General features: G+C 63.4%; 20 protein-coding genes. 10 read left to right on the forward strand and 10 right to left on the reverse strand.

The features are described 5' to 3' along the window. Nucleotides 1-66 precede the first annotated feature (66 nt). On the forward strand, nt 67-603 hold the full coding sequence (locus EKK97_RS20220; protein ID WP_159554703.1) for a DNA-3-methyladenine glycosylase I: 537 nt from the start codon (nt 67-69) through the stop codon (nt 601-603). Between the two features lie 32 nt (nt 604-635). Next, the gene (locus tag EKK97_RS20225) at nt 636-1,703 is read left to right on the forward strand and encodes a metal-dependent hydrolase (RefSeq protein ID WP_159554705.1); all 1,068 of its coding nucleotides are present in this window, start codon (nt 636-638) and stop codon (nt 1,701-1,703) included. A gap of 18 nt (nt 1,704-1,721) precedes the next feature. On the opposite strand, the gene EKK97_RS20230 is transcribed toward EKK97_RS20225, so the two are convergent. Then, nucleotides 1,722-2,330 (reverse strand): FMN-dependent NADH-azoreductase, encoded by a 609-nt coding sequence (locus EKK97_RS20230; RefSeq protein ID WP_159554707.1) that lies wholly within the window; start codon nt 2,328-2,330, stop codon nt 1,722-1,724. 349 nt (nt 2,331-2,679) lie between these two features. Next, nucleotides 2,680-3,258: a superoxide dismutase gene (locus EKK97_RS20235; RefSeq protein ID WP_159554709.1), complete on the reverse strand. Its 579-nt coding sequence runs from the start codon at nt 3,256-3,258 to the stop codon at nt 2,680-2,682. Nucleotides 3,259-3,390: 132 nt separating this feature from the next. Here EKK97_RS20235 and EKK97_RS20240 point away from each other — a divergent pair, with 132 nt between their 5' ends. After that, nucleotides 3,391-4,050, forward strand: coding sequence for a helix-turn-helix transcriptional regulator (locus EKK97_RS20240; RefSeq protein ID WP_159554711.1), 660 nt, complete (start codon nt 3,391-3,393; stop codon nt 4,048-4,050). Here the strand turns inward: EKK97_RS20240 and EKK97_RS20245 are convergent. Beyond that, the gene (locus tag EKK97_RS20245) at nt 4,047-4,772 is read right to left on the reverse strand and encodes an MliC family protein (RefSeq protein ID WP_159554713.1); all 726 of its coding nucleotides are present in this window, start codon (nt 4,770-4,772) and stop codon (nt 4,047-4,049) included. The two genes, EKK97_RS20240 and EKK97_RS20245, sit on opposite strands and share 4 nt — an antisense overlap. 104 nt (nt 4,773-4,876) lie before the next feature. Further along, entirely contained in the window at nt 4,877-7,174 is a 2,298-nt protein-coding gene (metE, locus tag EKK97_RS20250) for a 5-methyltetrahydropteroyltriglutamate--homocysteine S-methyltransferase (protein WP_159554715.1), read from the reverse strand. A gap of 97 nt (nt 7,175-7,271) precedes the next feature. Between metE and EKK97_RS20255 the strand changes: the two genes are divergently transcribed. Continuing rightward, nucleotides 7,272-8,186, forward strand: a complete 915-nt coding sequence (locus tag EKK97_RS20255) for a LysR family transcriptional regulator (protein ID WP_159554717.1) — start codon at nt 7,272-7,274, stop codon at nt 8,184-8,186. Here EKK97_RS20255 and EKK97_RS20260 read toward each other — a convergent pair. Together EKK97_RS20260 and EKK97_RS20265 are read right to left on the reverse strand one after the other, a co-directional pair. Next, entirely contained in the window at nt 8,173-9,810 is a 1,638-nt protein-coding gene (locus tag EKK97_RS20260) for an ATP-binding protein (protein ID WP_159554719.1), read from the reverse strand. The genes EKK97_RS20255 and EKK97_RS20260 overlap by 14 nt on opposite strands. Nucleotides 9,811-9,813: 3 nt before the next feature. Beyond that, nucleotides 9,814-10,527, reverse strand: coding sequence for a winged helix-turn-helix domain-containing protein (locus tag EKK97_RS20265; RefSeq protein ID WP_159554721.1), 714 nt, complete (start codon nt 10,525-10,527; stop codon nt 9,814-9,816). A gap of 349 nt (nt 10,528-10,876) precedes the next feature. On the opposite strand from EKK97_RS20265, the gene EKK97_RS20270 reads away from it, so the two are divergent. The 6 genes from EKK97_RS20270 (at nt 10,877) to EKK97_RS25080 (ending at nt 18,043) form a co-directional block, all read left to right on the forward strand. Beyond that, the gene (locus EKK97_RS20270) at nt 10,877-13,777 is read left to right on the forward strand and encodes a ribonucleoside-diphosphate reductase subunit alpha (RefSeq protein ID WP_159554723.1); all 2,901 of its coding nucleotides are present in this window, start codon (nt 10,877-10,879) and stop codon (nt 13,775-13,777) included. A gap of 130 nt (nt 13,778-13,907) precedes the next feature. Then, nucleotides 13,908-15,140, forward strand: coding sequence for a ribonucleotide-diphosphate reductase subunit beta (locus EKK97_RS20275; protein ID WP_159554725.1), 1,233 nt, complete (start codon nt 13,908-13,910; stop codon nt 15,138-15,140). 311 nt (nt 15,141-15,451) lie between these two features. Continuing rightward, the gene (locus tag EKK97_RS20280; protein ID WP_159554727.1) at nt 15,452-15,781 is read left to right on the forward strand and encodes a hypothetical protein; all 330 of its coding nucleotides are present in this window, start codon (nt 15,452-15,454) and stop codon (nt 15,779-15,781) included. Nucleotides 15,782-15,795: 14 nt separating this feature from the next. Then, nucleotides 15,796-16,230 carry an NUDIX hydrolase gene (locus tag EKK97_RS20285; protein ID WP_159554729.1) on the forward strand — a complete coding sequence of 145 codons (435 nt, stop codon included), beginning with the start codon at nt 15,796-15,798 and terminating at the stop codon, nt 16,228-16,230. Between the two features lie 161 nt (nt 16,231-16,391). Next, on the forward strand, nt 16,392-17,174 hold the full coding sequence (locus EKK97_RS25075; protein WP_236551298.1) for an alpha/beta-hydrolase N-terminal domain-containing protein: 783 nt from the start codon (nt 16,392-16,394) through the stop codon (nt 17,172-17,174). Next, on the forward strand, nt 17,144-18,043 hold the full coding sequence (locus EKK97_RS25080; protein ID WP_236551299.1) for an alpha/beta-hydrolase family protein: 900 nt from the start codon (nt 17,144-17,146) through the stop codon (nt 18,041-18,043). The genes EKK97_RS25075 and EKK97_RS25080 overlap by 31 nt, the downstream gene beginning before the upstream one ends. A 16-nt stretch (nt 18,044-18,059) precedes the next feature. On the opposite strand, the gene EKK97_RS20295 is transcribed toward EKK97_RS25080, so the two are convergent. From EKK97_RS20295 to pilV, 4 genes are all read right to left on the reverse strand, one after another. Further along, nucleotides 18,060-19,304 carry a cation:proton antiporter domain-containing protein gene (locus EKK97_RS20295; protein WP_159554731.1) on the reverse strand — a complete coding sequence of 415 codons (1,245 nt, stop codon included), beginning with the start codon at nt 19,302-19,304 and terminating at the stop codon, nt 18,060-18,062. A gap of 354 nt (nt 19,305-19,658) precedes the next feature. Continuing rightward, a complete protein-coding gene (locus EKK97_RS20300) occupies nt 19,659-20,873 on the reverse strand; it encodes a pilus assembly PilX family protein (protein WP_159554733.1) in 1,215 nt (404 codons plus the stop codon). Between the two features lie 23 nt (nt 20,874-20,896). Continuing rightward, on the reverse strand, nt 20,897-21,532 hold the full coding sequence (locus EKK97_RS20305; protein ID WP_159554735.1) for a PilW family protein: 636 nt from the start codon (nt 21,530-21,532) through the stop codon (nt 20,897-20,899). Beyond that, on the reverse strand, nt 21,483-21,923 hold the full coding sequence (gene pilV, locus EKK97_RS25530) for a type IV pilus modification protein PilV (RefSeq protein ID WP_340162902.1): 441 nt from the start codon (nt 21,921-21,923) through the stop codon (nt 21,483-21,485). Before pilV ends, EKK97_RS20305 begins: the two co-directional genes overlap by 50 nt. Between the last annotated feature and the right edge of the window lie 8 nt (nt 21,924-21,931).

A 21,931-nucleotide genomic window follows, 5' to 3' on the forward strand; every position in this document is an offset into this window, starting at 1 on the left:
GCCAGATAATGAATCGTGACAAGCCACCACGGCCTTGCCAATACCTACAAGGGGAAAGAGGCGGAAATGTCACACTATTGTGATCTGGCACCGGGGCACCCGTGGCATGGCCCCTACCATGACGATGAATACGGTTTTCCCGTCGCAGACGACACGGCGCTGTTCGAACGTCTGGTGCTGGAGATCAACCAGGCCGGCTTGTCATGGCTGACCGTGCTCAAGAAGCGCGAAGCATTCCGGCGTGCCTTTGACCGTTTCGACATCGATAGAGTTGCCGCTTTCGGCGAAACCGATCGCACGCGTCTGCTCGGCGATGCCGGCATCATTCGCAACCGTCTCAAGGTGGAGGCTGTCATTCACAATGCGGGAGTGATTCAAACCCTGCGCGACACGCATGGCAGCTTTGCCGGCTGGCTCGACCATCATCACCCGCTGACGAAGGACGAATGGGTCAAGCTGTTCCGCCGCACCTTTCGCTTCACCGGCCCGGAGATCGTCGGCGAGTTCCTCATGAGCACCGGCTACCTGCCCGGTGCCCATCGTGACGATTGTCCCGTTCATCAGCGCATCCTCTCCCTCGGCCCAGCCTGGAACGGAGCCTAAGCGAGCAAGCGCGTGTACGAGGAACACAAGCCATGGATACCCTGACACAGGCCGCACTGGGCGCGGCGGTAGGAGGAACCGTCCTGGGCCGACGGCTGGGGCGCAAGGCGGTGCTGATTGGCGCGGTTCTGGGCACCCTGCCCGACCTCGACGTCTTCCTCGACTATGGCGATGCGGTGGCCAACATCACCGAACATCGCGGTTTCACTCACTCCCTGTTCGTGCTAACCGGCCTCGGCACGCTGCTGGCGTTGCTCGCCAGACGCTTCGCCCCAGCCCGCGATATTTCCCTGGGTCGCTGGTGGGTCTACTTCGTGCTGTGCCTGGTGACCCATCCACTGCTCGACGTGCTGACCACCTACGGCACCCAGATCTGGTGGCCACTCGATGTACGCCCCAGCGCCTGGCCAGTGGTCTTCATCATCGACCCGCTCTACACCCTGCCGCTGCTGGTAGGCATCGGCATCGCGCTGATCGGCGGCAACGGCTTTCGTGGCCCCGCCTGGGGGCTGTCGCTCTCCTGCGCCTACCTGCTCTTCGCCATGCTCGCCAAGGGCGTGGTAGAGCATCGACTGACGCCGGTGCTCGCCGAGCGTGGCCTCGAGGAGGCAACGCGGCTGGTACAACCCACTCCGTTCAATACGCTGCTGTGGCGGGTGACGATCATCGATGGCGACCGTCATCACGAAACCCTGGTTGGCCTGCTGGATGGCGGTACGCCGCCAATGGTGGAGACCTTTCGCCGCGGCGCCGAGCTCGAGCCGGCCGCCCTGGCGCTCGAAAAGGGCCAGCGGCTGGATTGGTTTGCCGGCCCCTTCCTGCGCTACGAGGTGCGCGAGTGGGAGGGCCGGGCGACCCTGATCGCCACCGACCTGCGCCTGGGCTTCCCGGGCTTCTATGCCTTCAGCTACGCCTTGGCGATACGCGAGGAGGAGACATGGCAGCCACTGCAAGTCACCGAGATGGTAGCTCCCGATTCACGCGCGGATCTGGATGCCCTGGGTCAGCTAGGAGCACGGATTCTCGACGCGCAAGCCACTCTGTGCACGAGTGGCTTCGTCGCCGAACGCTGGGTCGAAGACACTCCCGAGGCCTGCTGAAGGCGAGCGTCATCCCTACTAGAGCTTGGCCACCAGACCATCAATGGCCTGCCGGGCCTCCTTGAGCGCGGCGTCGCGGCGCCCTTCGCCCATGGCGAGCCCCTCGGCATAGACCACCGATACGTCGCTGATACCGATCATGCCCAGCATCGCTTTGAGATGAGGCGTCTGGGTGTCGAGTTCGGTGCCGGCATACTCGCCACCGCGAGCGGCCAGGATCACGGCACGCTTGCCTTTCACCAAGCCCACCGGGCCCTGCTCGGTGTAGCGGAAAGTGACACCGGCGCGCATCACCCGGTCGAACCAGGCTTTGAGCTGAGACGGAATGCCGAAGTTGTACATCGGCACGGCCAACACCAGCACATCATGGTCGTTCAGTTCGTCGATCAGTTCATCGGAACGCTGGGCCAATACCTGCTGTTCGGCGGAGCGCTCAGCGGCTGCCACCTGCCAGCTGGAAAGCTCCTCGAGCCCGAGGTGCGGCAGCGATTCGACGGCCAGGTCACGGTGGGTGAGACTCAGCTCGCCTCGCTCGTCGACACGCTGACGAAGATGGCTGGCCAGGGCATTGGATTGCCCGTGCTCGCCGAGAATGGAGGAGGTAACGAGAAGAATACGGTTAGCCATGACGATCTCCCTTTGGAGGTGTTGTGTTAATCGCCATGGTACGTTTATTTTTTTGCACTAAAAGCGCATATTTTCGCGCCAATCATTCGGAAAATACGAAAATATATCAAAACAAAAGGCCCTGCCTATCGGCAGGGCCATGCTCGATAATGAATCGTCGAGCGGGATGAAGCACAAGGCGCACGGAGCACAGTACCGAGCGAAGCGACAAACAGCCGTAGGCTGGCCCCGAAGGGGCGAGAAGCCGCAGGCTGCGAGTCACCCGGAGCCTATGGGGTATAGGTGAGGATTCGACCGGGCTGGCGCTCCAGCACCGCGCAACGCAGTGATTCGCCCGCGCAGACATTCATTAGCTGAAGTTCTGGGCGACGAAGTCCCAGTTCAGCACATTCCACACATTCTCCAGGTACTTAGGACGCGCATTACGGTAGTCGATGTAGTAGGCATGCTCCCACACGTCGATGGTCAGCAGCGGAGTCTGGCCATGGGCAATGGGCGTATCGGCATTGCTGGTGTTGACGATGTCGACACCGCCGTCAGCAGTCTTGATCAGCCAGGTCCAGCCGGAGCCGAAGTTCGCCACGGCATTGGCGTTGAAGGTCTCCTTGAACTTGGCGAAGGAACCGAACTTGGCATTGATCGCTTCGGCCAGGGCACCGGTCGGCTCACCGCCACCATTGGGCGAGAGGCAGTGCCAGTAGAAGGTGTGGTTCCATACCTGGGCCGCCTGGTTGAACAGGCCACCGGAAGAGGACTTGATGATCTCTTCGAGGGACTTGTTGGCGTTGTCGGTGCCATCGACCAGCTCGTTGAGCTTGGTGACATAGGCCTGATGATGCTTGCCGTAGTGGTACTCGAGGGTTTCAGCAGAGATATGCGGCTCGAGAGCGTTCTTTTCGTAGGGTAGTGCCGGCAGTTCGAATGCCATTATTGTGGCTCCTTGCTTTTCACGGTGGGAAGGCGAGGCTTTCCAAGGTCCGTCCGATGGCTCCCGACTTGCCTTGTGAGCGCCCCGCCGCTATTTTTCCAAGGAATCACTAGATTAAATCCAGCCGCCTTTATGTCAAGACATCGCGATGGAAAAAACGCCAGCCACACGACGAATACCGCCGCCAGGCTACTGCATCTGCTGAAGACGCAAGGCCCTTGCTCGTCCGCTCAGTTGGGCGACATGCTCGGCACCAGTGGCGAGAATGCCCGCCAGCAGCTCACCAGGCTGGCTCGCCAAGGGTTGGTGGCGCAACGCCCACGTCCTGTCGGTGTGGGCCGGCCGGTTATCGAATGGCGCTTGAGTGAAGCGGGCCACGCCCGCTTTCCCGATGGCCATGCCGATCTGGCCTCACGGCTGATTCTCAGCGTGCGCGACACCCTCGGCGACGAAGCCCTGGCTAAGCTGGTCGAAGCGCGCCAGGGAGAGACCCTGGCGCTCTATCGAGACGCTCTGGGTGACGCCACGGCGTTGGAAGCCCGTGTCGAACGTCTGGCCGAGATCCGCACGCGAGAGGGCTACATGGCAGAGTGGCGGCGCGAAGAGGACGGCAGCCTGCTGCTGATCGAGAATCACTGTCCGATCTGTCGAGCCGCGCACACCTGCCCCGACCTTTGCCGCTCCGAGCTGACGGTGTTCCGCGCCGTGCTGGGCGAAGACGTCAGCGTCGAGCGCACCGAGCACGTGCTGGGCGGCGCACGGCGCTGCGTCTATCGCATCGAGAGAGTTTAAGGGGCGATGCCCTGGCCGCATCCCCGATAGGTTTGCCCTTCAAAGGTTAGTGTGACCCGGGCCGGGAAGGGCTCGCCGCTCATGTCGTCGAAGCAGGCCCGTGCTTCCAAGCGCAACTCGAAGGGCTGCTGTGCCGCGGCGCTGGCAAGCGCTACCCGGCCGTTGGCGTTGTCCATGCCGGTGATTCGATAGGGCAGCGTCATTTCCCGCGTGCCGTAGTCGAGCACCAGCTTCAGCTCTGGCGCATCGTGGGCCAGATTGACGTTCCAGCCCGGTTCGTTGCCGCGCCCGTGGAACATCACACCGGGGCGCTGTTCGCGCGTCAGCGCCGTGCGCGCCATGTCGGCACGGCAGTCCAGCTTGCCGTTGGCGCTCTCCACCACCGCCTCCCCACCCTTGTTCCAGAAGCTCAGGTCACCCTGCTGATAACGCGCGCCGCTGGCTACCACCGCCGGCGTCAGGCGATAGGCGCCATGTGCGGACCACAGCCGCAGCTCGCGCTCGCCGAAGGCCGTCACCAGGTCCTGCTGCGGCGTGCAGCGCCAGGCCTCGAAGCGCTCGGCGCCGCCCGGGAACAGCGAGGAGGGCAATAGCGGCGCCGTGCTGGCGACCTGGTCGGTGGGCCGCGGTCCATCGCCAGAAGGCGCGGCACAGCCGCCCAGCAGCAGCGAGCCGGCAAGGAAAAGAGCCGGGCGGAAAGAGGTAAGGACGCGAAGCGACATGACAGTTCCTTGCAGAGTTCGAACGGCCACAGCATAACAGGCATCGGTGCCCTGCGGCCCGGCGCCTCTTTCACGCACCGCGAACGCAGCTTGCCTGCCCGGGGTCAGCCATGGCGGCGGCGCAGTTCGCGTGCCGCCTCGACCATGTTGGCCAGGGCCGGCTCCACTTCCTCCCAGGCGCGAGTCTTGAGGCCACAATCCGGATTGACCCACAGCCGCTCGACGGGAATACGCTCGGCCGCCTTCTCCATCAATTGCACCATCCAGGCCACCTCGGGAACGTTGGGCGAGTGAATGTCATAGACACCGGGCCCGATCTCGTTGGGATAGGCGAAGTCCTGGAAAGCGTCGAGCAGCTCCATGTTGGAGCGTGAGGTCTCGATGGTGATGACGTCGGCATCCAGCGCGGCGATGGCGGCGATGATATCGTTGAACTCCGAATAGCACATATGAGTGTGGATCTGCGTCGCATCCCGCGCGACCGAGGCGGTCAGGCGGAAACACTCCACTGCCCAGTCGAGATAGGCCTGCCACTCACCCTGGCGCAACGGCAACCCTTCACGCAGCGCCGGTTCGTCGATCTGGATCGCCGGGATACCGGCGGCCTCGAGATCGGCCACCTCGTCGCGCAGCGCCAGGGCGATCTGCCGGCAGGTCACCTCGCGGGGCTGGTCGTCGCGCACGAAGGACCATTGCAGCATGGTGACAGGCCCCGTGAGCATGCCCTTCACCGGCCGCTGGGTGAGCGACTGGGCGTAGCGGCTCCAGGCCACCGTCATCGGTGCCGGGCGGCTCACGTCGCCGACGATGACCGGCGGCTTGACGCAGCGCGAGCCGTAGCTTTGCACCCAGCCGTTACGGGTGAAGACGTAGCCATCGAGCTGCTCGCCGAAGTACTCGACCATGTCGTTGCGCTCGGCCTCACCGTGCACCAGCATGTCGATGTCCAGCGCTTCCTGGCGCCGTACGGCGTCGGAGATTTCGTCGCGCATCTGGCTTTCATAGGCCTCCTGCCCCAGTTCGCCAGCCTTGTGGGCGCGGCGGGCGGCGCGGATCTCCGCGGTTTGGGGGAACGAGCCGATAGTCGTGGTGGGGAACAGCGGCAGGTCGAGCACGCGACGCTGAGCCCGGGCCCTGACCAGGTAGGGGTTGTCACGTGAAAGCTCGGCGTCGCCGACCCGGACCAGCCGCTCGGCCACCTCGGGCCGATGCAGCCGCGGCGAGGCGCGTCGGGCATCCAGCGCCGTCGTGGCGGCTGCAACCCGGGCACGATCCTCCGCACTGGCGCGATTGCCCAGCAGCCGCGCCAAGGTCACGGTCTCGTCGAGCTTTTGGCGGGCGAAAGCCAGCCAGCTCTTGAGCTCCTCGTCGAGCCCATCCTCGTTTTCCAGGTCCACCGGCACGTGCAGCAGTGAGCAGGAGGGTGCCAGCCACAGCCGCTCGCCCAGGCGCATGCGGGCATTGGCCAGGCGCTCATGCAGCGCACCCAGGTCGGCACGCCAGACGTTGCGCCCATCGATGGCACCCACCGACAGCACCTTGTAGCCGGGCAGGTTGTCGAGCACCGTGGTCAACTGCTCGGGGGCGCGTACCGCGTCGACGTGCAGGCCTTCCACCGGCAGATTCACGGCCAACTGCAGGTTGTCTTTGAGCCCGCCGAAATAAGTCGCCACCAGCAGCTTGACCGGAGAGGAGCGCAGGACGTTGTAGGCCGCCTCGAAGGCCTGCCGCCAAGCCAGCGGCAGATCCTGCACCAGTGCCGGCTCATCGAGCTGGACCCACTCCACGCCCTGCTCGGCCAGGCGTGCCAGGATCTCGCCATAGACCGGCAGCAGCGACTCGAGCAGGCTCAGACGATCGAAGCCCTCCTCGCGTGCCTTGCCCAGCCACAGCCAGGTCAGCGGTCCGGTGAGCGCCACCTTGACCGGATGCCCCGCCGCACGCGCCTCGGCCACCTCGTCGAACAGCCGCGTACTGGCGAGCTTGAATGCCTGGCCCTCGTGCAGCTCAGGGACCAGATAGTGATAGTTGGTATCGAAGTACTTGGTCATCTCGCAGGCGGCCGCCGACGTTCCACTGGGTGCCCGTCCGCGCGCCATGCGAAATTGCGTGTCCAGGTCGACTTCGCCGCGGGCAAGTTCATCCTGGGCGGCGAAACGTGCCGGCACGGCACCCACCAGCGTGGTGACGTTGAGCACCTGGTCATAGAAGGCGAAGTCGCCCACGGTAATCAGATCGAGGCCGGCGTCTCGCTGCGCCTGCCAGTGCCGCGCCCGCAGCTCGCGGCCGGTGGCTTCCAGGGCGTCGCGCCCGATCTCACTGCGCCAGTAGGCCTCGACGGCTCGCTTGAGTTCACGCTGGGCGCCGATTCGCGGATAGCCAAGCACATGAGCTAATGTCATGATAAATCCCTCTACGCATGAAAGATGCGGTAGAGTCTCGCCGGCACGATCACGTGAATCAAACTAAATATATTAACCTAGAACTTGAGTTAAACTCATGATCGAATTCCGCCACCTGCGCACTCTGGTTGCCCTGCGTGATGCCGGCTCGCTGGTCGAGGCTGCCGAGCGGGTCCACTTGACCCAATCTGCCCTGTCTCATCAGATTAAGGATCTGGAAGAACGCCTGGGAACGGCGCTGTTCGTGCGCAAGACGCGGCCGGTGGAGTTCACCCGTGCCGGCCAGCGCCTGCTGTCGCTGGCCGAGCAGGTGCTGCCGCTGGTACGCATGGCCGAGCGCGATGTGGCCCGATTGATCGGCCATGAGCCGGGACGTTTGCACATGGCCATCGAGTGCCACAGCTGCTTCCAGTGGCTGATGCCAACCATCGATAACTTCCGCGACCACTGGCCGGAGGTGGAAATCGACATTCCCGGCGGCCATCACTTCGATCCGCTGCCGGCACTGGCCCGCGAGCAGCTCGACCTGGTGATCACCGCCGACCCCCAGCCGTTGCCCAGCGTGCATTACGAGCCATTGTTCCGCTACCAGGGGCTGCTGGCCGTCGCCCGCCAGCATCGCCTTGCCGATCGCGCCTACATCGAACCCGGGGACTTGGCCGAGGAGACCCTGATCACTTACCCCGTGGAGCATGCCCGACTGGACGTGTTCACCCAGTTCCTCGACCCCGCCGGCGTGCGCCCGCGCGAGGTACGCACCGCCGAACTCACGATCATGATGATGCAACTGGTGGCCAGCGGTCGGGGCGTCTGCGCACTACCCAACTGGGCGTTGACGGAGTATCTGGAACGCGACTACGTGAAGGCGGTGGGGCTCGGCGAGGCAGGCATGTGGAGCACCCTGTATGCGGCGATTCGCGACGAGAGCCGCGAACAGGCGTGGATGGAGGATTTCCTGCGCACGGCCCGCGAGACCTCCTTCGCGGTGCTGGAAGGCATCAAACCGGCTTGATCGGCAGCTTGTTCCTGCCGCCCATCCCCCTCGGCAACAACAGCGAGAAGCGCGCACCGCCCAGCTCCTGGCTGTCGTCGACCACCACGCTACCCCCATGCCAGGCCATGATCTTCTGCACGATGGAAAGGCCCAGCCCGTAACCACCGCTACGCCGGGTTCGGCTGTCATCGAGTCGGGCAAAGGGCTTGAAGATTGCCTGGCGCTCACCAGCGGGAACGCCGGGACCGTCGTCTTCGATATCCAGGCGCACCAGGCGCGACTCCAGCGAGAGCCGTACCAGCACGCGAGACTGCGCATGCCGACAGGCGTTGGCCACCAGGTTCTGCAGCGCCCGTTGGAGGTAGCGCGGGTCGGCCTCCACCTCCACCTCGGAGCCCGGCGCCAGAGCAAGGCGCAGATGGGCATGCAACGGCGCCAGGGTCTCGATGACCCGTTCGGCGAGGGCCCGACAGTCGATTCGGGTGCGCTCCAGCTCGGCACCGTTGACCATGCCGCTGTCGAGCCGCGCGTAGGTGAGGATCTCGTCGATGAGCTGGTCGAGCTCCTCGATGTCGCTGTCGATACCATGGAGTTGACGGTGAATGGCCGGATCGTCGGTCATGTCCTCGACCATTTGCATGGCGAAGCGGATACGCGCCACCGGTGTGCGCAACTCGTGGGATACCGCCCGGATCATCTCCTGCTGTGAGCGCAGCAGGGACTGTACCTGGGCCGCCATGGCATTGAAGGCCATCCCCACGCGGCCGATGAAGCCGCCACCGTCGACCTTGACCCGCGTATCGAGGCGGCCACTGGCGATACGCCCCGCGGCCAGCTCGAGCCGGGCTAGGCGCGCCTCGACGCCGCGCACGATCAGGTAGATGATCGCGGCGAGAACGCCGAGCATGATCACCAGCACCAGCAGCAACAGCGAGATGGGAGTGGGCTCCAGCGCCGAGACCGGGCCAATCGACAACCATTGACGCGAGCCGTCGGCGGCAGGCACGGCCAGGTGGACCGTCAGCGCCCAATGGCCCGGCAGCAGGCGAATCACCAGCTCGCCGTCGCGCAGGCGGGTGAGCTGGTGGCTGTCGAGGCCTTCGGGGGCCAGATCGCGGAGCTGAACCGGCAACGCATCGCTGGTCACCCCCGCGAGGCGTCGCTGACGCGCCTCGCCGTCGACCTCTGCCAGCCAATCGCCGAGCATCTGTGCCAGGCCACGCAGCTGGCGCTCATTGAGCCCCGAAAGCCGCGCCTCCAGGATGCGCTCTTCCCGCGGCAGGCGCCGATAGAGCCGCCAGCCCTCCTCGTCGTGAACCTTGACCAGCACGCGGCCACGCTCCAGCCGCCGACGCTCGAACCAGCCGAGGTCGGTGCTCTCCGGCTCACGCAGGGAAAGGCGCATGTCGAGCATGTCGGATTGCTGGGTCAGCCAGTTGCCGCGCTCGTGGGCGGGCAAAGCCGCCACCCGCCAGGTCAGCAGTTGCAGCGGCGCTTCGGCAAGCTGTTCACGATACTGCTCGACTCGCACCCGATCGACCAAGGCCAGGCCCATCAGGGCCAGGCCGAAGGTCAACAGCAGCGCCAGCGCCAAGGCCAGATAGACACGCAGGAAGGAGCCATCGGCCAGGAACCGCTGCATCGATCAGGCATCCTTGACGAACAGGTAGCCCTTGCTGCGTACCGTCTTGATCCGGTGCGGATGGTTGGGATCGTCGCCGATCTTGGGCCGTATTCGCGATACCCGGACGTCGATGGAGCGATCCTGGCCGTCGTACTTGATGCCGCGCAGGTCGCTGAAGATCTCCTCGCGGGTGAGCACGCGCCCAGCATTGCTAGCCAGTAGCCACAACAGGTCGAACTCGGCGCTGGTGAGGTCGATGCGCTCGCCGTGCAGCCATGCCTCGCGGGTGGCGCTATCGATCTCGAGGTTGCCGAAGGTGAGCCGGGCATCACCGGACTGCTCGGCATTCTCCGCGCGGCGCAGCAAGGCGCGCATGCGCGCCAGCAGTACCCTGGGCTGGACCGGCTTGGGCACATAGTCGTCGGCGCCCATCTCCAGCCCCAATACTTGGTCCATGTCGTCGGTGCGGGCGGTCAACATCAGGATCGGCCCGGAATAGTCGGGCCGGGCCCGGCGGCAGATCGACAGTCCGTCCTCACCGGGCAGCATCAGATCGAGGATCACCAGATCGGGCTGTAGTGCCAGAATCTGCTCCACGCCTCGCGAGCCCTCGGCCTCCACCGTTACCTTGAAGCCATTCGACTCCAGATAGTCTCGGGTGAGCTCGGCCAGGCGCACGTCATCCTCGATAATCAGCACGTGTTCCATGTCGCTGGTTTCCAGGTTGTCATCCATCCTACTCATCCCCGTGCTGGGCTTCGTTGTCATCGGGACACCCTGTCCCGCCAATTACTGAATCAAGGATACCCGAAATAGGGTTTTTCGCATGCCTTTCATGACAATTCGCGTCCTTGCAGCTTGCCAGCGAAGCATAGCCCGGACTGGGGCAACAACCCAAAGGATGCCCCCAGCCGAGTCACAGCTCACTCACAGGATATCCACTTGAAGGCGACGAAAAAGCACACTATCTTGTGCTCTCAAAGGAGAACGACACAAGATGATGTGCATTTAGCAAGCCTTGCCTCGGCTGTCAATGCCCTTCATCGCCCTGACTCATCCCCACGCAGAAGGGATTATCGGCCCCATGGAACTCCAGACCCCAGATTCGACCGACATGTCGCTCACGGCTCCGCAGGCCCTGCGCGTGATCAAGCGCAATGGCGACGTGGTGCCTTTCGATGCCGGCAAAATCGCCGTGGCCATGCGCAAGGCCTTCATCGCCGTGGAAGGCGACAACGTCAGCGCCTCTTCGCGGGTACGCGACTTCGTGGAGCAAGCCAGCCAAGGCATCGCCCATGCCTTCCTGCGCCGCATGCCCGACGGCGGCACTGTGCACATCGAAGACATCCAGGACCAGGTGGAACTGGCACTGATGCGTGCCGGCGAGCAGAAGGTCGCCCGCGCCTATGTGCTCTACCGCGAGGAGCATGCCCGCGCCCGCGCCGCAGCCGGCGCCGACATCGAGAAGCCACATCCCACGCTCAATGTCACCCTGGCCGACGGCAGCCGCCGTCCGCTGGATCTCGGCCGTATCGAGACGCTGGTGTTCGATGCCTGCGCGGAGCTCGAGAACGTCGACCCCAATCGCATCGTCGAGGAGTCGCTGAAGAACCTCTACGATGGCGTCTCGGTGGATGGCGTGTCCCAGGCGCTGATGATGACCGCGCGCACGCTGGTGGAGAAGGAACCCAACTACACCTACGTCACCGCACGACTGCTGCAGGACAGCCTGCGTCGCGAGGCGCTGTCGTTCCTCGGCATTGCCGAGGAGGCCACCTTCGGCGAGATGGCCGAACTCTACAAGCCGGCGTTCCTGGCCTACGTGGCCCGCGGCATCGAGTTCGAGCAGCTCGATCCGAAGCTTGCCGAGTTCGACCTCGAGCGCCTCGGCGAGGCACTGGACCATACCCGCGACAACGCCTTTACCTACCTGGGCCTGCAGACGCTCTACGACCGTTACTTCATTCACAAGGATGACGTGCGCTACGAGCTGCCCCAGGTGATGTTCATGCGCGTGGCCATGGGCCTGGCACTGAACGAGAAAGATCGCGAGGCGCGTGCCATCGAGTTCTACGAGCTGCTCTCCAGCTTCGACTACATGGCCTCCACGCCGACGCTGTTCAACTCGGGCACCATGCGCAGCCAGCTCTCCAGCTGCTACCTCACCACCGTACCCGACGACCTGGACGCTATCTACAGCGCGATCCGCGACAACGCCCTGCTCTCCAAGTGGGCCGGCGGCCTGGGCAACGACTGGACGCCTGTACGCGCGCTGGGCTCCTACATCAAGGGTACCAACGGCAAGAGCCAGGGCGTGGTGCCGTTCCTCAAGGTGGTCAACGACACCGCAGTGGCGGTCAACCAGGGCGGCAAGCGCAAGGGCGCGGTGTGTGCCTATCTCGAAACCTGGCACCTGGATATCGAAGAGTTCCTCGAGCTGCGCAAGAACACCGGCGACGACCGCCGCCGCACCCACGACATGAACACCGCCAACTGGGTGCCCGACCTGTTCATGAAGCGGGTGTTCGACGACAAGGAATGGACGCTGTTCTCGCCCTCCACTTGCCCCGACCTGCACGACCTCTACGGCGCCGCCTTCGAGAAGCGCTACGAGGAGTACGAGGCGATGACCCGCTCGGGCCAGCTCAAGCTGTTCAAGCGTGTACGTGCCAAGGACCTGTGGCGCAAGATGCTCTCGATGCTGTTCGAGACCGGCCACCCGTGGGTCACCTTCAAGGATCCGTGCAACCTGAGAAGTCCGCAACAGCACGCGGGCGTGGTGCACTCTTCCAACCTGTGCACCGAGATCACCCTCAACACCAGCGCCGACGAGATCGCGGTGTGCAACCTGGGCTCGGTCAACCTGGCCCGTCACGTGGTCGACGGCAAGCTCGACGACGCCAAGCTGCGTCGTACCGTGCGCACCGCGGTGCGCATGCTCGACAACGTCATCGACATCAACTACTACGCGGTCCCCCAGGCCAGGAACTCTAACTTCAAGCACCGCCCGGTAGGGCTCGGCATCATGGGCTTCCAGGATGCCCTTTACGCCCAGGACATCGCCTACGCCAGCGAGCAGGCAGTGGAGTTCGCCGACCGCTCCATGGAGCTGGTCAGCTATCACGCCATCGAGGCGTCCAGCGATCTCGCCGCCGAGCGCGGCCGCTACGAGAGCTTCGAGGGCTCGCTGTGGAGCCAGGGCGTGCTACCCATCGACTCCATCGAGAAGCTGAAGCAGGAGCGTGGCGAGAAGTACATCGAGATCGACACCTCGTTCACCCAGGACTGGGATCGCATTCGCAAGAAGATCGCCGAGCAGGGCATGCGTAACTCCAACGTGATGGCCATCGCCCCCACCGCGACGATCTCCAATATCTGCGGCGTGTCGCAATCGATCGAGCCCACGTACCAGAACCTCTACGTGAAATCGAACCTCTCCGGCGAGTTCACCGTGGTCAACGCCTACTTGGTGCATGACCTCAAGGCGCGCGGCCTGTGGGACGAGGTGATGATCAACGACCTCAAGTACTACGACGGCTCGGCCCAGCCCATCGAGCGCATTCCGGGCGACCTCAAGGCCAAGTACGCCACTGCCTTCGAGGTGGAGCCGAAATGGCTGGTGGAGGCCGCCGCGCGGCGCCAGAAGTGGATCGACCAGGCACAGTCGCTGAACCTCTACATCAAGGGCGTCTCGGGCAAGAAGCTCGACGTGACCTACCGCATGGCGTGGTTCCGCGGGCTCAAGACCACCTACTACCTGCGTGCCCTGGGCGCCACCTCGGTGGAGAAATCCACCGTCGATCGCGGCACGCTCAACGCGGTGAGCAACCAGGCGCCTTCGGCCGCTCCGGCACCGGCTCCCTCCGCCGCACCCGCCCGCGAGCCGCGCGGCGTGGAGGACTTCCTGACCGGCAAGGCGGGCAGCGGATCGCGAGCGCCGAGTGCTGCGGAGATAGATGATCTGGGCTGCGAGGCCTGCCAGTAACGACCAAGAGCGAAGAAGGAAGACGGCGCTGCGCGCCGATGAAGAGGAAAGCGCATGCGGTACTCCCCTCTTCCGCCCGAAGGGCGCTTCCTTCTCATGTCTTCCATCTATTCCGAGGAACGAGGACAACATGCTGAACTGGGATGAGTTCCACGAGGACGAAGCCACCGTCGCCGAGCAGCCGGCCAAGGCCGCGCCGGCACCTGCCGCCAAGCCGCAGCCCGCGGCCGTGGAGGAAAGCCGCGGCAGCTACCAGGCCGCCGACAGAGACCGCTTGGCGCGGGCGCGCAAGTCGCTCGAAGAGCTCGACGTGGCGGCCGGCCTCGAGGAGCTGGAGATGGGGGCGGCGCGCATCGAGGTCAGCGACAAGCAGATGATCAACGCCCGCGCCGACCTCAACCAGCTGGTGCCCTTCAAGTACGAGTGGGCGTGGCAGAAGTACCTGGACGGCAGTGCCAACCACTGGATGCCCCAGGAAGTGAACATGAACGCCGATATCGCCCTGTGGAAGAGCCAGGACGGCCTGACCGAGGACGAACGGCGCATCGTGATGCGCAGCCTAGGTTACTTCTCCACCGCCGACTCGCTGGTGGCCAACAACCTGGTGCTGGCGCTGTATCGCCTGATCACCAACCCCGAGTGCCGCCAGTACCTGCTGCGCCAGGCCTTCGAGGAGGCGATCCACACCCACGCCTACCAGTACTGCGTGGAGTCGCTGGGCATGGATGAAGGCGAAGTCTTCAACATGTACCGCGAGGTACCGTCGGTGGCCGCCAAGTCGGCCTGGAGCCTCAAGCACACCCAGTCGCTGGCGCGCCCCGACTTCAACACCGGCACGCCGGAGAGCGACCAGGAGCTGCTGCGCAACCTGATCGCCTTCTACTGCGTCACCGAGGGCATCTTCTTCTACTGCGGCTTTAGCCAGATCCTCTCCATGGGCCGGCGCAACAAGATGACCGGCGTCGCCGAACAGTTCCAGTACATCCTGCGCGACGAGTCGATGCACCTGAACTTCGGCGTCGACATGATCAACCAGATCAAGATCGAGAACCCGCACCTGTGGACGCCCGAGTTCCAGGACGAGGTGACCCAGATGATCCTCGAGGGCACCGAGCTCGAGATCGCCTACGCCCGCGACTCCATGCCCCGCGGCGTGCTGGGAATGAACGCGGCGATCATGGAGGAGTACCTGCACTTCATCTGCAACCGCCGCCTGGCCCAGATCGGGCTCAAGGAGCAGTTCCCCGGTGCGCAGAACCCTTTCCCGTGGATGAGCGAGATCATCGATCTGCGCAAGGAGAAGAACTTCTTCGAGACCCGCGTCACCGAGTACCAGGTCGGCGGCGCGTTGAGCTGGGATTGATTCCCTCTCACTCTTTAGCCCCACTCAACGTGAGTGGGGCGCTTTACCAAGCTGGATAAAGGAGTCGAAGGCCTTCATGTAGTTCCCCCGGTAGCCAACCCAGAGGTGCGTCATGTCCAGAAAAAGCGTTCCCGTAAAGACACATCGCCGCTCATCCCCTTCCCGGCCTGCCAAAGCCTCGCCAAAGCCCGGCCCCAAGACGGTCCTCGTCAGGCCTCACCGGCGCTCGCCACCCAAACAAGCCATGCACGAGTAAGCGCCTGCCCAGCCGGCAAACCTAACGGCACCTTCTGCAAAGCGAGGTAAACGTCATGGGAAGTTTCTACGCCAACGTCGATGCCCAACGCAGTGGAACGCATCTTCCCCGCGACTCACAGGACTGGCAACACGCCCTGGATCAGGCCCTGGCTGCCCACGGCGGCCCCAACGCCCTGGCCCTCTACCCTCATGTGGCCTTCGCCTTCCCCTCGTCATCGCCCAACCCCTATACCCGCGAGTATCCGCTGCTCGACTATCGCGAACTCAAGGAGTGGGCCAACTCGCGGGGGTGGCGGGTTCGCCCGGCTCCCGAGCGCGCCCCGGATGGTGAGAAATACAGCCCGCCGGTACGCTTCACGCGTGTTGCGAGCCGTTACCATTGAGGAATAACGGGTCCATGAGCCAGGCTCATCAGTCCATCCTGCGCATCGCCGCAGCTCTGATCCTCGATGCCAAAGGCCGCCTGCTGCTGGTGCGCAAACGCGGTACCGAACGCTTCATGCAGGCCGGCGGCAAGCTCGAGTCCGGCGAGCCGGCCGAAGCGGCACTGCGCAGAGAAGTGCACGAGGAACTCGGCCAGACACCTACCGCATTGCGCTACCTGGGTGAATTCACCGCGCCTGCCGCCAACGAGCCGGAGAGCCTGGTTCATGCCCATCTCTTCCTGACCGAGCTGCCGTCACCCGTGGCGGCAGCCGCTGAAATCGCCGAGCTGCGTTGGGTCACGCCTGAAGAGGCTGACCACCTGCCTCTCGCAGCGCTGACTCGCGACCAGGTGTTGCCGCTAGCTATGCGCCTGCTCCACAACGAGGTGCCCATGTCGTTGTCGTGATCGCTGTCGCCTCCTACGCTCACCAGAGTCCCGCTCACCAGAGTCCCGCTCACCAGAACCCACTGCGCGTGAGCGTGTCGCTGCACTGGTAAGCGCCTGGCTAGCCGGACTGCGCTGACACCGCCATGCCCTTTCGCCCATCATTGAGCACCATGGGATTCATGAAGTCGACCTCCTCAAACCTACGCGATGCCCTCAGGCACTTTTCCACGGCAGGTCTGCTGCTCGGCACGTTGCTGTTCGCCTTCTCGCTCACCCCCAGCCTGTTGCCGCGCCCCACTTATGCCCAAGGCATCGTCTCGGGGCTCTCCTTCTCGGCGGGTTACGCACTGGGTTTCATCGCTCACTGGCTGTGGGACTACCTGCAACTGCCCCGCCCCGGTCGACGCACGGAGCGGACCATCAAGCTCACGGCGGCGGGTATCTGCACTCTCATCGCGGCGATCTTTCTGTGGCGCGCCTCAGCGTGGCAAAACAGCTTGCGTGCTCTGATGGACATGGAAGAGGCAAGCGGCATACGCCCGCTCAGCATCGCCCTTATCGCCCTGGCAGTATTCGCCCTGCTGCTGTTGCTGGTACGGCTGTTCCGGCTGACGTTTCGCTTTCTCGCCCGCAGGCTGCGCCGCTTCGTGCCGCACCGGGTTTCCAACCTGCTGGGCGTGATTGCCGCGGCCACCCTGTTCTGGTCGGTCATTGATGGCGTCATCTTCACCCTCGCCCTGCGTGCTGCCGATAACTCCTTCCAGCAGATCGACGAGCTGATCCTGGATGAAATTTCACCGCCGGTCGACCCGATGAAGACCGGCAGCGAGCATTCACTGATCAGTTGGGAAGCGCTGGGGGGCGCGGCCGTCGCTTCGTTACCCAAGGACCTTCGGCCGAGAGTATCGGTGCCTTTCTCGGCGAAGAGGCCATGGAGCCGCTCCGCGTCTACGTCGGGCTAAACGCCGCCGAGACCCCGGCCGAGCGTGCCCGGCTGGCACTGGAAGAGCTCAAGCGGGTCGGCGCCTTCGAGCGCTCCGTGCTGCTGCTGGCCACCCCCACCGGCAGAGGCTGGGTCGATCCGGCGGCGCAGAACACGGTGGAATACCTGCATCGCGGCGATATTGCCACGGCGACCATGCAGTACTCCTACCTGCCCAGCCATCTCGCGCTGATCGTCGAGGGGGAGTACGGCGCCGAGAACGCGCGCGCCCTGTTCGCCACCGTTTATGAGTACTGGTCCGAGCTGCCCGAGGAGGCACGCCCGCGACTCTACCTGCATGGCCTCAGCCTGGGTTCGCTCAACTCCGACCTGTCGTTCGACTTCTACGACATCATCGACGCCCCCTTCCATGGCGCGCTGTGGAGCGGCCCGCCGTTCCGCAGTGAAACCTGGCGCACCGTGACGCGTGAGCGCGATCCCGGCTCACCGGCCTGGCTACCCACCTTTCGTGGCGGCGCGGTGGTGAGATTCATGAACCAGTACCGGGGGCTCGATGCGCCCGAGAGCGCATGGGGCGACTTCCGCATTTCCTATCTGCAATACGGTAGCGATCCGATTACGTTCTTCGACCCGCGCATTCTTTATCGGGAGCCCGACTGGATGCGTGAGCCCCGCGCTCCCGATGTCTCACCCGACCTGCGCTGGTATCCGGTGGTGACCATGCTGCAGTTGCTCGGCGACCTGGCCGTGGGTAGGGCGCCACCCGGCTACGGTCATACCATCGCCGCCGAGCATTATCTCGACGCCTGGATGGCGCTGACGGAGCCGGAGGGCTGGAGCGAGGCCGAGTTCGAACGACTGCGGCAGCGCTTCCGTCAGGCGCGCTGATGCCCAGCACCGACGCCTATCGCTGCGTGCCCTCGCGCTGCATTCGCCGCCAGTGCCCGTAGCGATAGGCGAACGGCGTGGCGGTGACGCCATGGACAATCATCGAGGCCAGCACGATCAGGGTGCCGGCCGTCCAGGCCAGGTCGTAGCCGGTGCGGCTCGACACCAGCGTGGCGTAATAGAGCGCCGACACGCCGATGGGGCCAAACCAGCCCATGATCAGCGTAATGGGCCAATCCCGCAGCGTTGGCAGCCAGGGCCGCAACAGCAGGATGGCCGGCAGGCGACGCAACGCTAGCACCAGCAGCGCCAACACCAGCCCTTCCGCACCCAGCGCCCACCACTCGGCCCAAGGGGCGATCAGGCCGAACAGCACGAAGATCGGCATCGTCAGCAGTATGTTGACCGCCTCCTGCACGTTGTCTTCCTCGCTGCGATCCTTGCCGCCGACCTCCTGGTCGAATGCCAGCCCAGCGGCGAAGACCCCCAGAATACTGTTGGTGCCGAGCAGTTCTCCCACTCCAAGCACCAGAATCGTGAGTGCCAGGGTGATGGAGAGGAACGAGGGTTGATCGAGAAAGCCGCGCGCCTCCGACCACTGCAGGGCCCGGCCTGTCGACCAGCCGAGCACGATCCCAATGAGGACTCCCCCGCCGACTTCCCATAGCCACACTCTGCCGAGCCAGTCGAGCCAGGCATCGCCGGCAGGCAGGCTCATCAGCAGGATTGGCAGTAATACCAGCGGGTAAGCCAGGCCATCGTTGGCCCCCGATTCACTGGAAAGCAGATGACGATAGCCTTCGGGCAGGTTCTCCTTGGCCACTCCGCCGGTGACGATGGAGGAAGCCACCACCGGGTCGGTTGCACAGATGGTACCGCCGACCAGCAGGGCCATGAGCAAGGGCAAACCCAGCATCCAGTGAGTCAGCAGTGAACTGATCAGGAACATCGCCGGCATGGCGATCCCCAACAGCACCAGTAGCGACCGCCAGTGAACGAAGGGGTAGCTGGGTGGCAAGCGCAGCGCAATGCCCATCAGGCTGATGCCCAGGGTCAGCCGCGCCGTCTCCTCCAGCAAGCGCTTGCCAGCACCCCAGGCCATCGGGTCGAGGGCATCCAGGCCATGCGGCCCCAGTGCTACGCCGAAGGCAAAGGCAAACAGGGGAGCGGAGAGCCAGGACCGATCCAATGGGCTCGACAGCAAGCCCACGACCAGCACCAGGCCGCCCACGACCGCCAGGGCAACGTCCAGCTGCTCCATGCCGACTCCTTACGCTCCTTGCCAACCCTCTCTCTAAGCTAGGCAACCCAACGCTAGGCGTAAACCAAGCGGTACCCTGTGGGCGGGATTGCGCGCTCAAGCGCCACTGGCTAGAGTGACGGCGTATCAGAACGGATGAGGAGTCGAGCAATGGCAGACGGCACGCCCCGCCGCAGCGTCATCAAGCGTATCTACGTTCCTACCCACGTGCGCAAGCTCCCCGACGGGGAACGCGTGACCGTTCCTGGCCATTACCGCAAGCCCACTACGTCCTGATTGGGGTTCGTCGAACCCGGCACAGAGGGGCTCGGCCATCGTCGCAGACATTGCTGCAGGTGCCGTGTACCTTGCCAACTATCTCCAGGTGCCGATGGAAAAGCCATTCCGCTCCATGAGCCCGCCATTCTCGGCACTGAATAGGCTCACGGCACTCGTGGGGATCAGCTGAGCCACTGAGTTCAGGACATCGACATCGTGCTGGATGATTGAGCCGCCACCCCTCGGGTCGAACTCGGAAGCATCGGCTTCGGCAATGCCGTGAGACCACTCTCCCGAGTGGTGATCCACAACGACAGGGGCATGCAGCAGGGCCCCTATAACCGAGCCGCTGCCACCACCGGTATAGGTAAATTCCTGACCAAGCACTATGATCAGGCCTTCGAAATTATCATTGCCATTCCATCGGAAGCTGCCGTTGACAATGAGCAGGCCGCCTGCGACCCCAACATCTTTTGGCATGGTAAAATCGCCATCGATATAAGTCATCCTGGGAGCTTCAGCAGACCCCAGCCGATCACTTACATCAGGGTGGCTCTTTATCATATTCACGAGCATTCTCAGTTTTTCAGGCTCGGAAAAGACATCGAAAATCTGCTCCGTTACAATATTCCCATCCTCATCGGCCGCGTAGTTCCCCACCCCACCACTCGGAATACTGGCCATCACAGCGTCGACATCTCTCTCATCAGGCACGGCTATTGCAGCTCCGGCATTTCCCTCACCTCGCCGAGAAATACCAAGATATTCCGAGTCTCCAGGACGAAAATTGAAAAAGCGGCTGGCAACGGTCAGAGGCGATAGATGGGAGAGCGCAGGAAAGTAATCTGGAACCAACTCGACGTAGACAGGCAGCGATGTAGCAATGGCGTCTTTCGTTCCTTCTGCATACGCTTCACCCAAGGCATAAATATAATATTCGCCAGGAAGATCAAGCGCATCACCCAGGACATAAAGGTAGCGTCCACCCGTATGAAAACTGGAAAACGTCTCCTCTTCCCACGCCGCCTCCGAGAAATCCACACAGTGAGCATGCTTCCCATTCGTTAGGTCACTACCGGCGTCACAACCAATCCATGTCCAATCGGTGAGCTTGACGCCAGCATCACGAAGATTCTTCTGTGCCTGCGCAGCAGTTCGCTCTGCTGCCATTTGTGCTTTGACGGCAGCGCGATAATTACCTGCGAGTCTCTCGTCGACTTGTGACGACTGCATAGCAGAAATGCCAAGCATAAGGGACATTGCCAGCATGGAAAGAACCACCACCAGTGCGGTACCACGCTGTCTGTTCATGCTATCCATGTCCTCGAACGTTGTCACTTGACGGCCTGATTGCGATTCACGGCGCGGAACTCAAACTCATCCATCAAGCTACCGTCCCGGTTTGCCATCAGCCAGAACCGGATCACCCAGACACCATCAATGACTTCCTCGGCGCTGAACCCTCCTTCCATGAAAGAGGTGACCAAGGGCTCGAAACTCATGCCACCGGTGCCGCTTAAGCACCTTTGTCCCATATCCAGCGACCAACCTTCCTTGGCGCTGACCATGCGACTGCTCAGGCGATAAATGCGCTCCACCTGAGCCCTAGCGCTACAGGCGCTGGTATCGCCATTGTTGGGAAACTCTACTTTCAACTCCCCCTTGCCCGAGTTGAAGGCAATAGTGTCTGAACGTCTTATGTCTCGTACCAGCGTCTCTGTCGCAAAGGTCAGCGCTGCCTGCTTGTTGCTCATCAGTTCGATCTGGCGAAATGTCTGAAAGCTCATGAGAAGCAGCTGTCCAGCGCCGAGAAGGATGATCAGGCCAACCGCCAGCGCTACCATCAGCTCGACCAGAGTGAAGCCCGACTGTCTCGGCGCAGGTCCTTGCCAGTCCCATAACGGCATCACCTGGGCGCTCCTATAGCTCTGGCAGCCGAAACTGGTAAATAAATGGAGCCCCTTGCTCACCGGTGGAGTAGCGCTCCTCCCGCCAACGAAGGGTGACGGTGTAATCGCACTCCATACCGCTAATACCACTCCCGGCATCGTTGAGCACGCTACCGAACCAGTTGCCTAGCCAGCCACTCTCGATCGCACTCGCTGACGGACACGCTTTATTGGCATCTCTCGAAAGCTCTGACCACGCACGCTCCTGCGCATCGATCGCCGCCAGGCTGACCACTGCCCGCTGATACCCCATATGAGCGCTCTGCAGCGCCCTGAGCTGCATGGCCGCCACGCCAAGCAGGCCGATGGAGAGCACCAGTATGGCGACTAGCGCTTCCAGCAAGGTGAACCCTGATTGCGCATCACACCTTGTCATCAACCCCTCGATCAGCGGGGAACAGGAATTTCGCATGGCTTGCC

Origin of the sequence: Billgrantia tianxiuensis (assembly GCF_009834345.1) — a bacterium.
Taxonomy (GTDB): Bacteria; Pseudomonadota; Gammaproteobacteria; order Pseudomonadales; family Halomonadaceae; genus Halomonas; species Halomonas tianxiuensis.

Bases quoted from the DNA above. Each gene is read 5' to 3' on its own strand.
- EKK97_RS25080 (WP_236551299.1), top strand. From the start codon at position 17,144: ATGGAGCCGCTCCGCGTCTACGTCGGGCTAAACGCCGCCGAGACCCCG.
- EKK97_RS20295 (WP_159554731.1), bottom strand. From the start codon at position 19,304: ATGGAGCAGCTGGACGTTGCCCTGGCGGTCGTGGGCGGCCTGGTGCTG.
- EKK97_RS20255 (WP_159554717.1), top strand. From the start codon at position 7,272: ATGATCGAATTCCGCCACCTGCGCACTCTGGTTGCCCTGCGTGATGCC.
- EKK97_RS20245 (WP_159554713.1), bottom strand. From the start codon at position 4,772: ATGTCGCTTCGCGTCCTTACCTCTTTCCGCCCGGCTCTTTTCCTTGCC.
- EKK97_RS20285 (WP_159554729.1), top strand. From the start codon at position 15,796: ATGAGCCAGGCTCATCAGTCCATCCTGCGCATCGCCGCAGCTCTGATC.
- EKK97_RS20265 (WP_159554721.1), bottom strand. From the start codon at position 10,527: ATGGATGACAACCTGGAAACCAGCGACATGGAACACGTGCTGATTATC.
- EKK97_RS20225 (WP_159554705.1), top strand. From the start codon at position 636: ATGGATACCCTGACACAGGCCGCACTGGGCGCGGCGGTAGGAGGAACC.
- EKK97_RS20280 (WP_159554727.1), top strand. From the start codon at position 15,452: ATGGGAAGTTTCTACGCCAACGTCGATGCCCAACGCAGTGGAACGCAT.
- EKK97_RS20235 (WP_159554709.1), bottom strand. From the start codon at position 3,258: ATGGCATTCGAACTGCCGGCACTACCCTACGAAAAGAACGCTCTCGAG.
- EKK97_RS20230 (WP_159554707.1), bottom strand. From the start codon at position 2,330: ATGGCTAACCGTATTCTTCTCGTTACCTCCTCCATTCTCGGCGAGCAC.
- EKK97_RS20275 (WP_159554725.1), top strand. From the start codon at position 13,908: ATGCTGAACTGGGATGAGTTCCACGAGGACGAAGCCACCGTCGCCGAG.
- EKK97_RS20240 (WP_159554711.1), top strand. From the start codon at position 3,391: ATGTCAAGACATCGCGATGGAAAAAACGCCAGCCACACGACGAATACC.
- EKK97_RS25075 (WP_236551298.1), top strand. From the start codon at position 16,392: ATGAAGTCGACCTCCTCAAACCTACGCGATGCCCTCAGGCACTTTTCC.
- EKK97_RS20300 (WP_159554733.1), bottom strand. From the start codon at position 20,873: ATGAACAGACAGCGTGGTACCGCACTGGTGGTGGTTCTTTCCATGCTG.
- EKK97_RS20260 (WP_159554719.1), bottom strand. From the start codon at position 9,810: ATGCAGCGGTTCCTGGCCGATGGCTCCTTCCTGCGTGTCTATCTGGCC.
- pilV (WP_340162902.1), bottom strand. From the start codon at position 21,923: ATGCGAAATTCCTGTTCCCCGCTGATCGAGGGGTTGATGACAAGGTGT.
- EKK97_RS20220 (WP_159554703.1), top strand. From the start codon at position 67: ATGTCACACTATTGTGATCTGGCACCGGGGCACCCGTGGCATGGCCCC.
- EKK97_RS20270 (WP_159554723.1), top strand. From the start codon at position 10,877: ATGGAACTCCAGACCCCAGATTCGACCGACATGTCGCTCACGGCTCCG.
- metE (WP_159554715.1), bottom strand. From the start codon at position 7,174: ATGACATTAGCTCATGTGCTTGGCTATCCGCGAATCGGCGCCCAGCGT.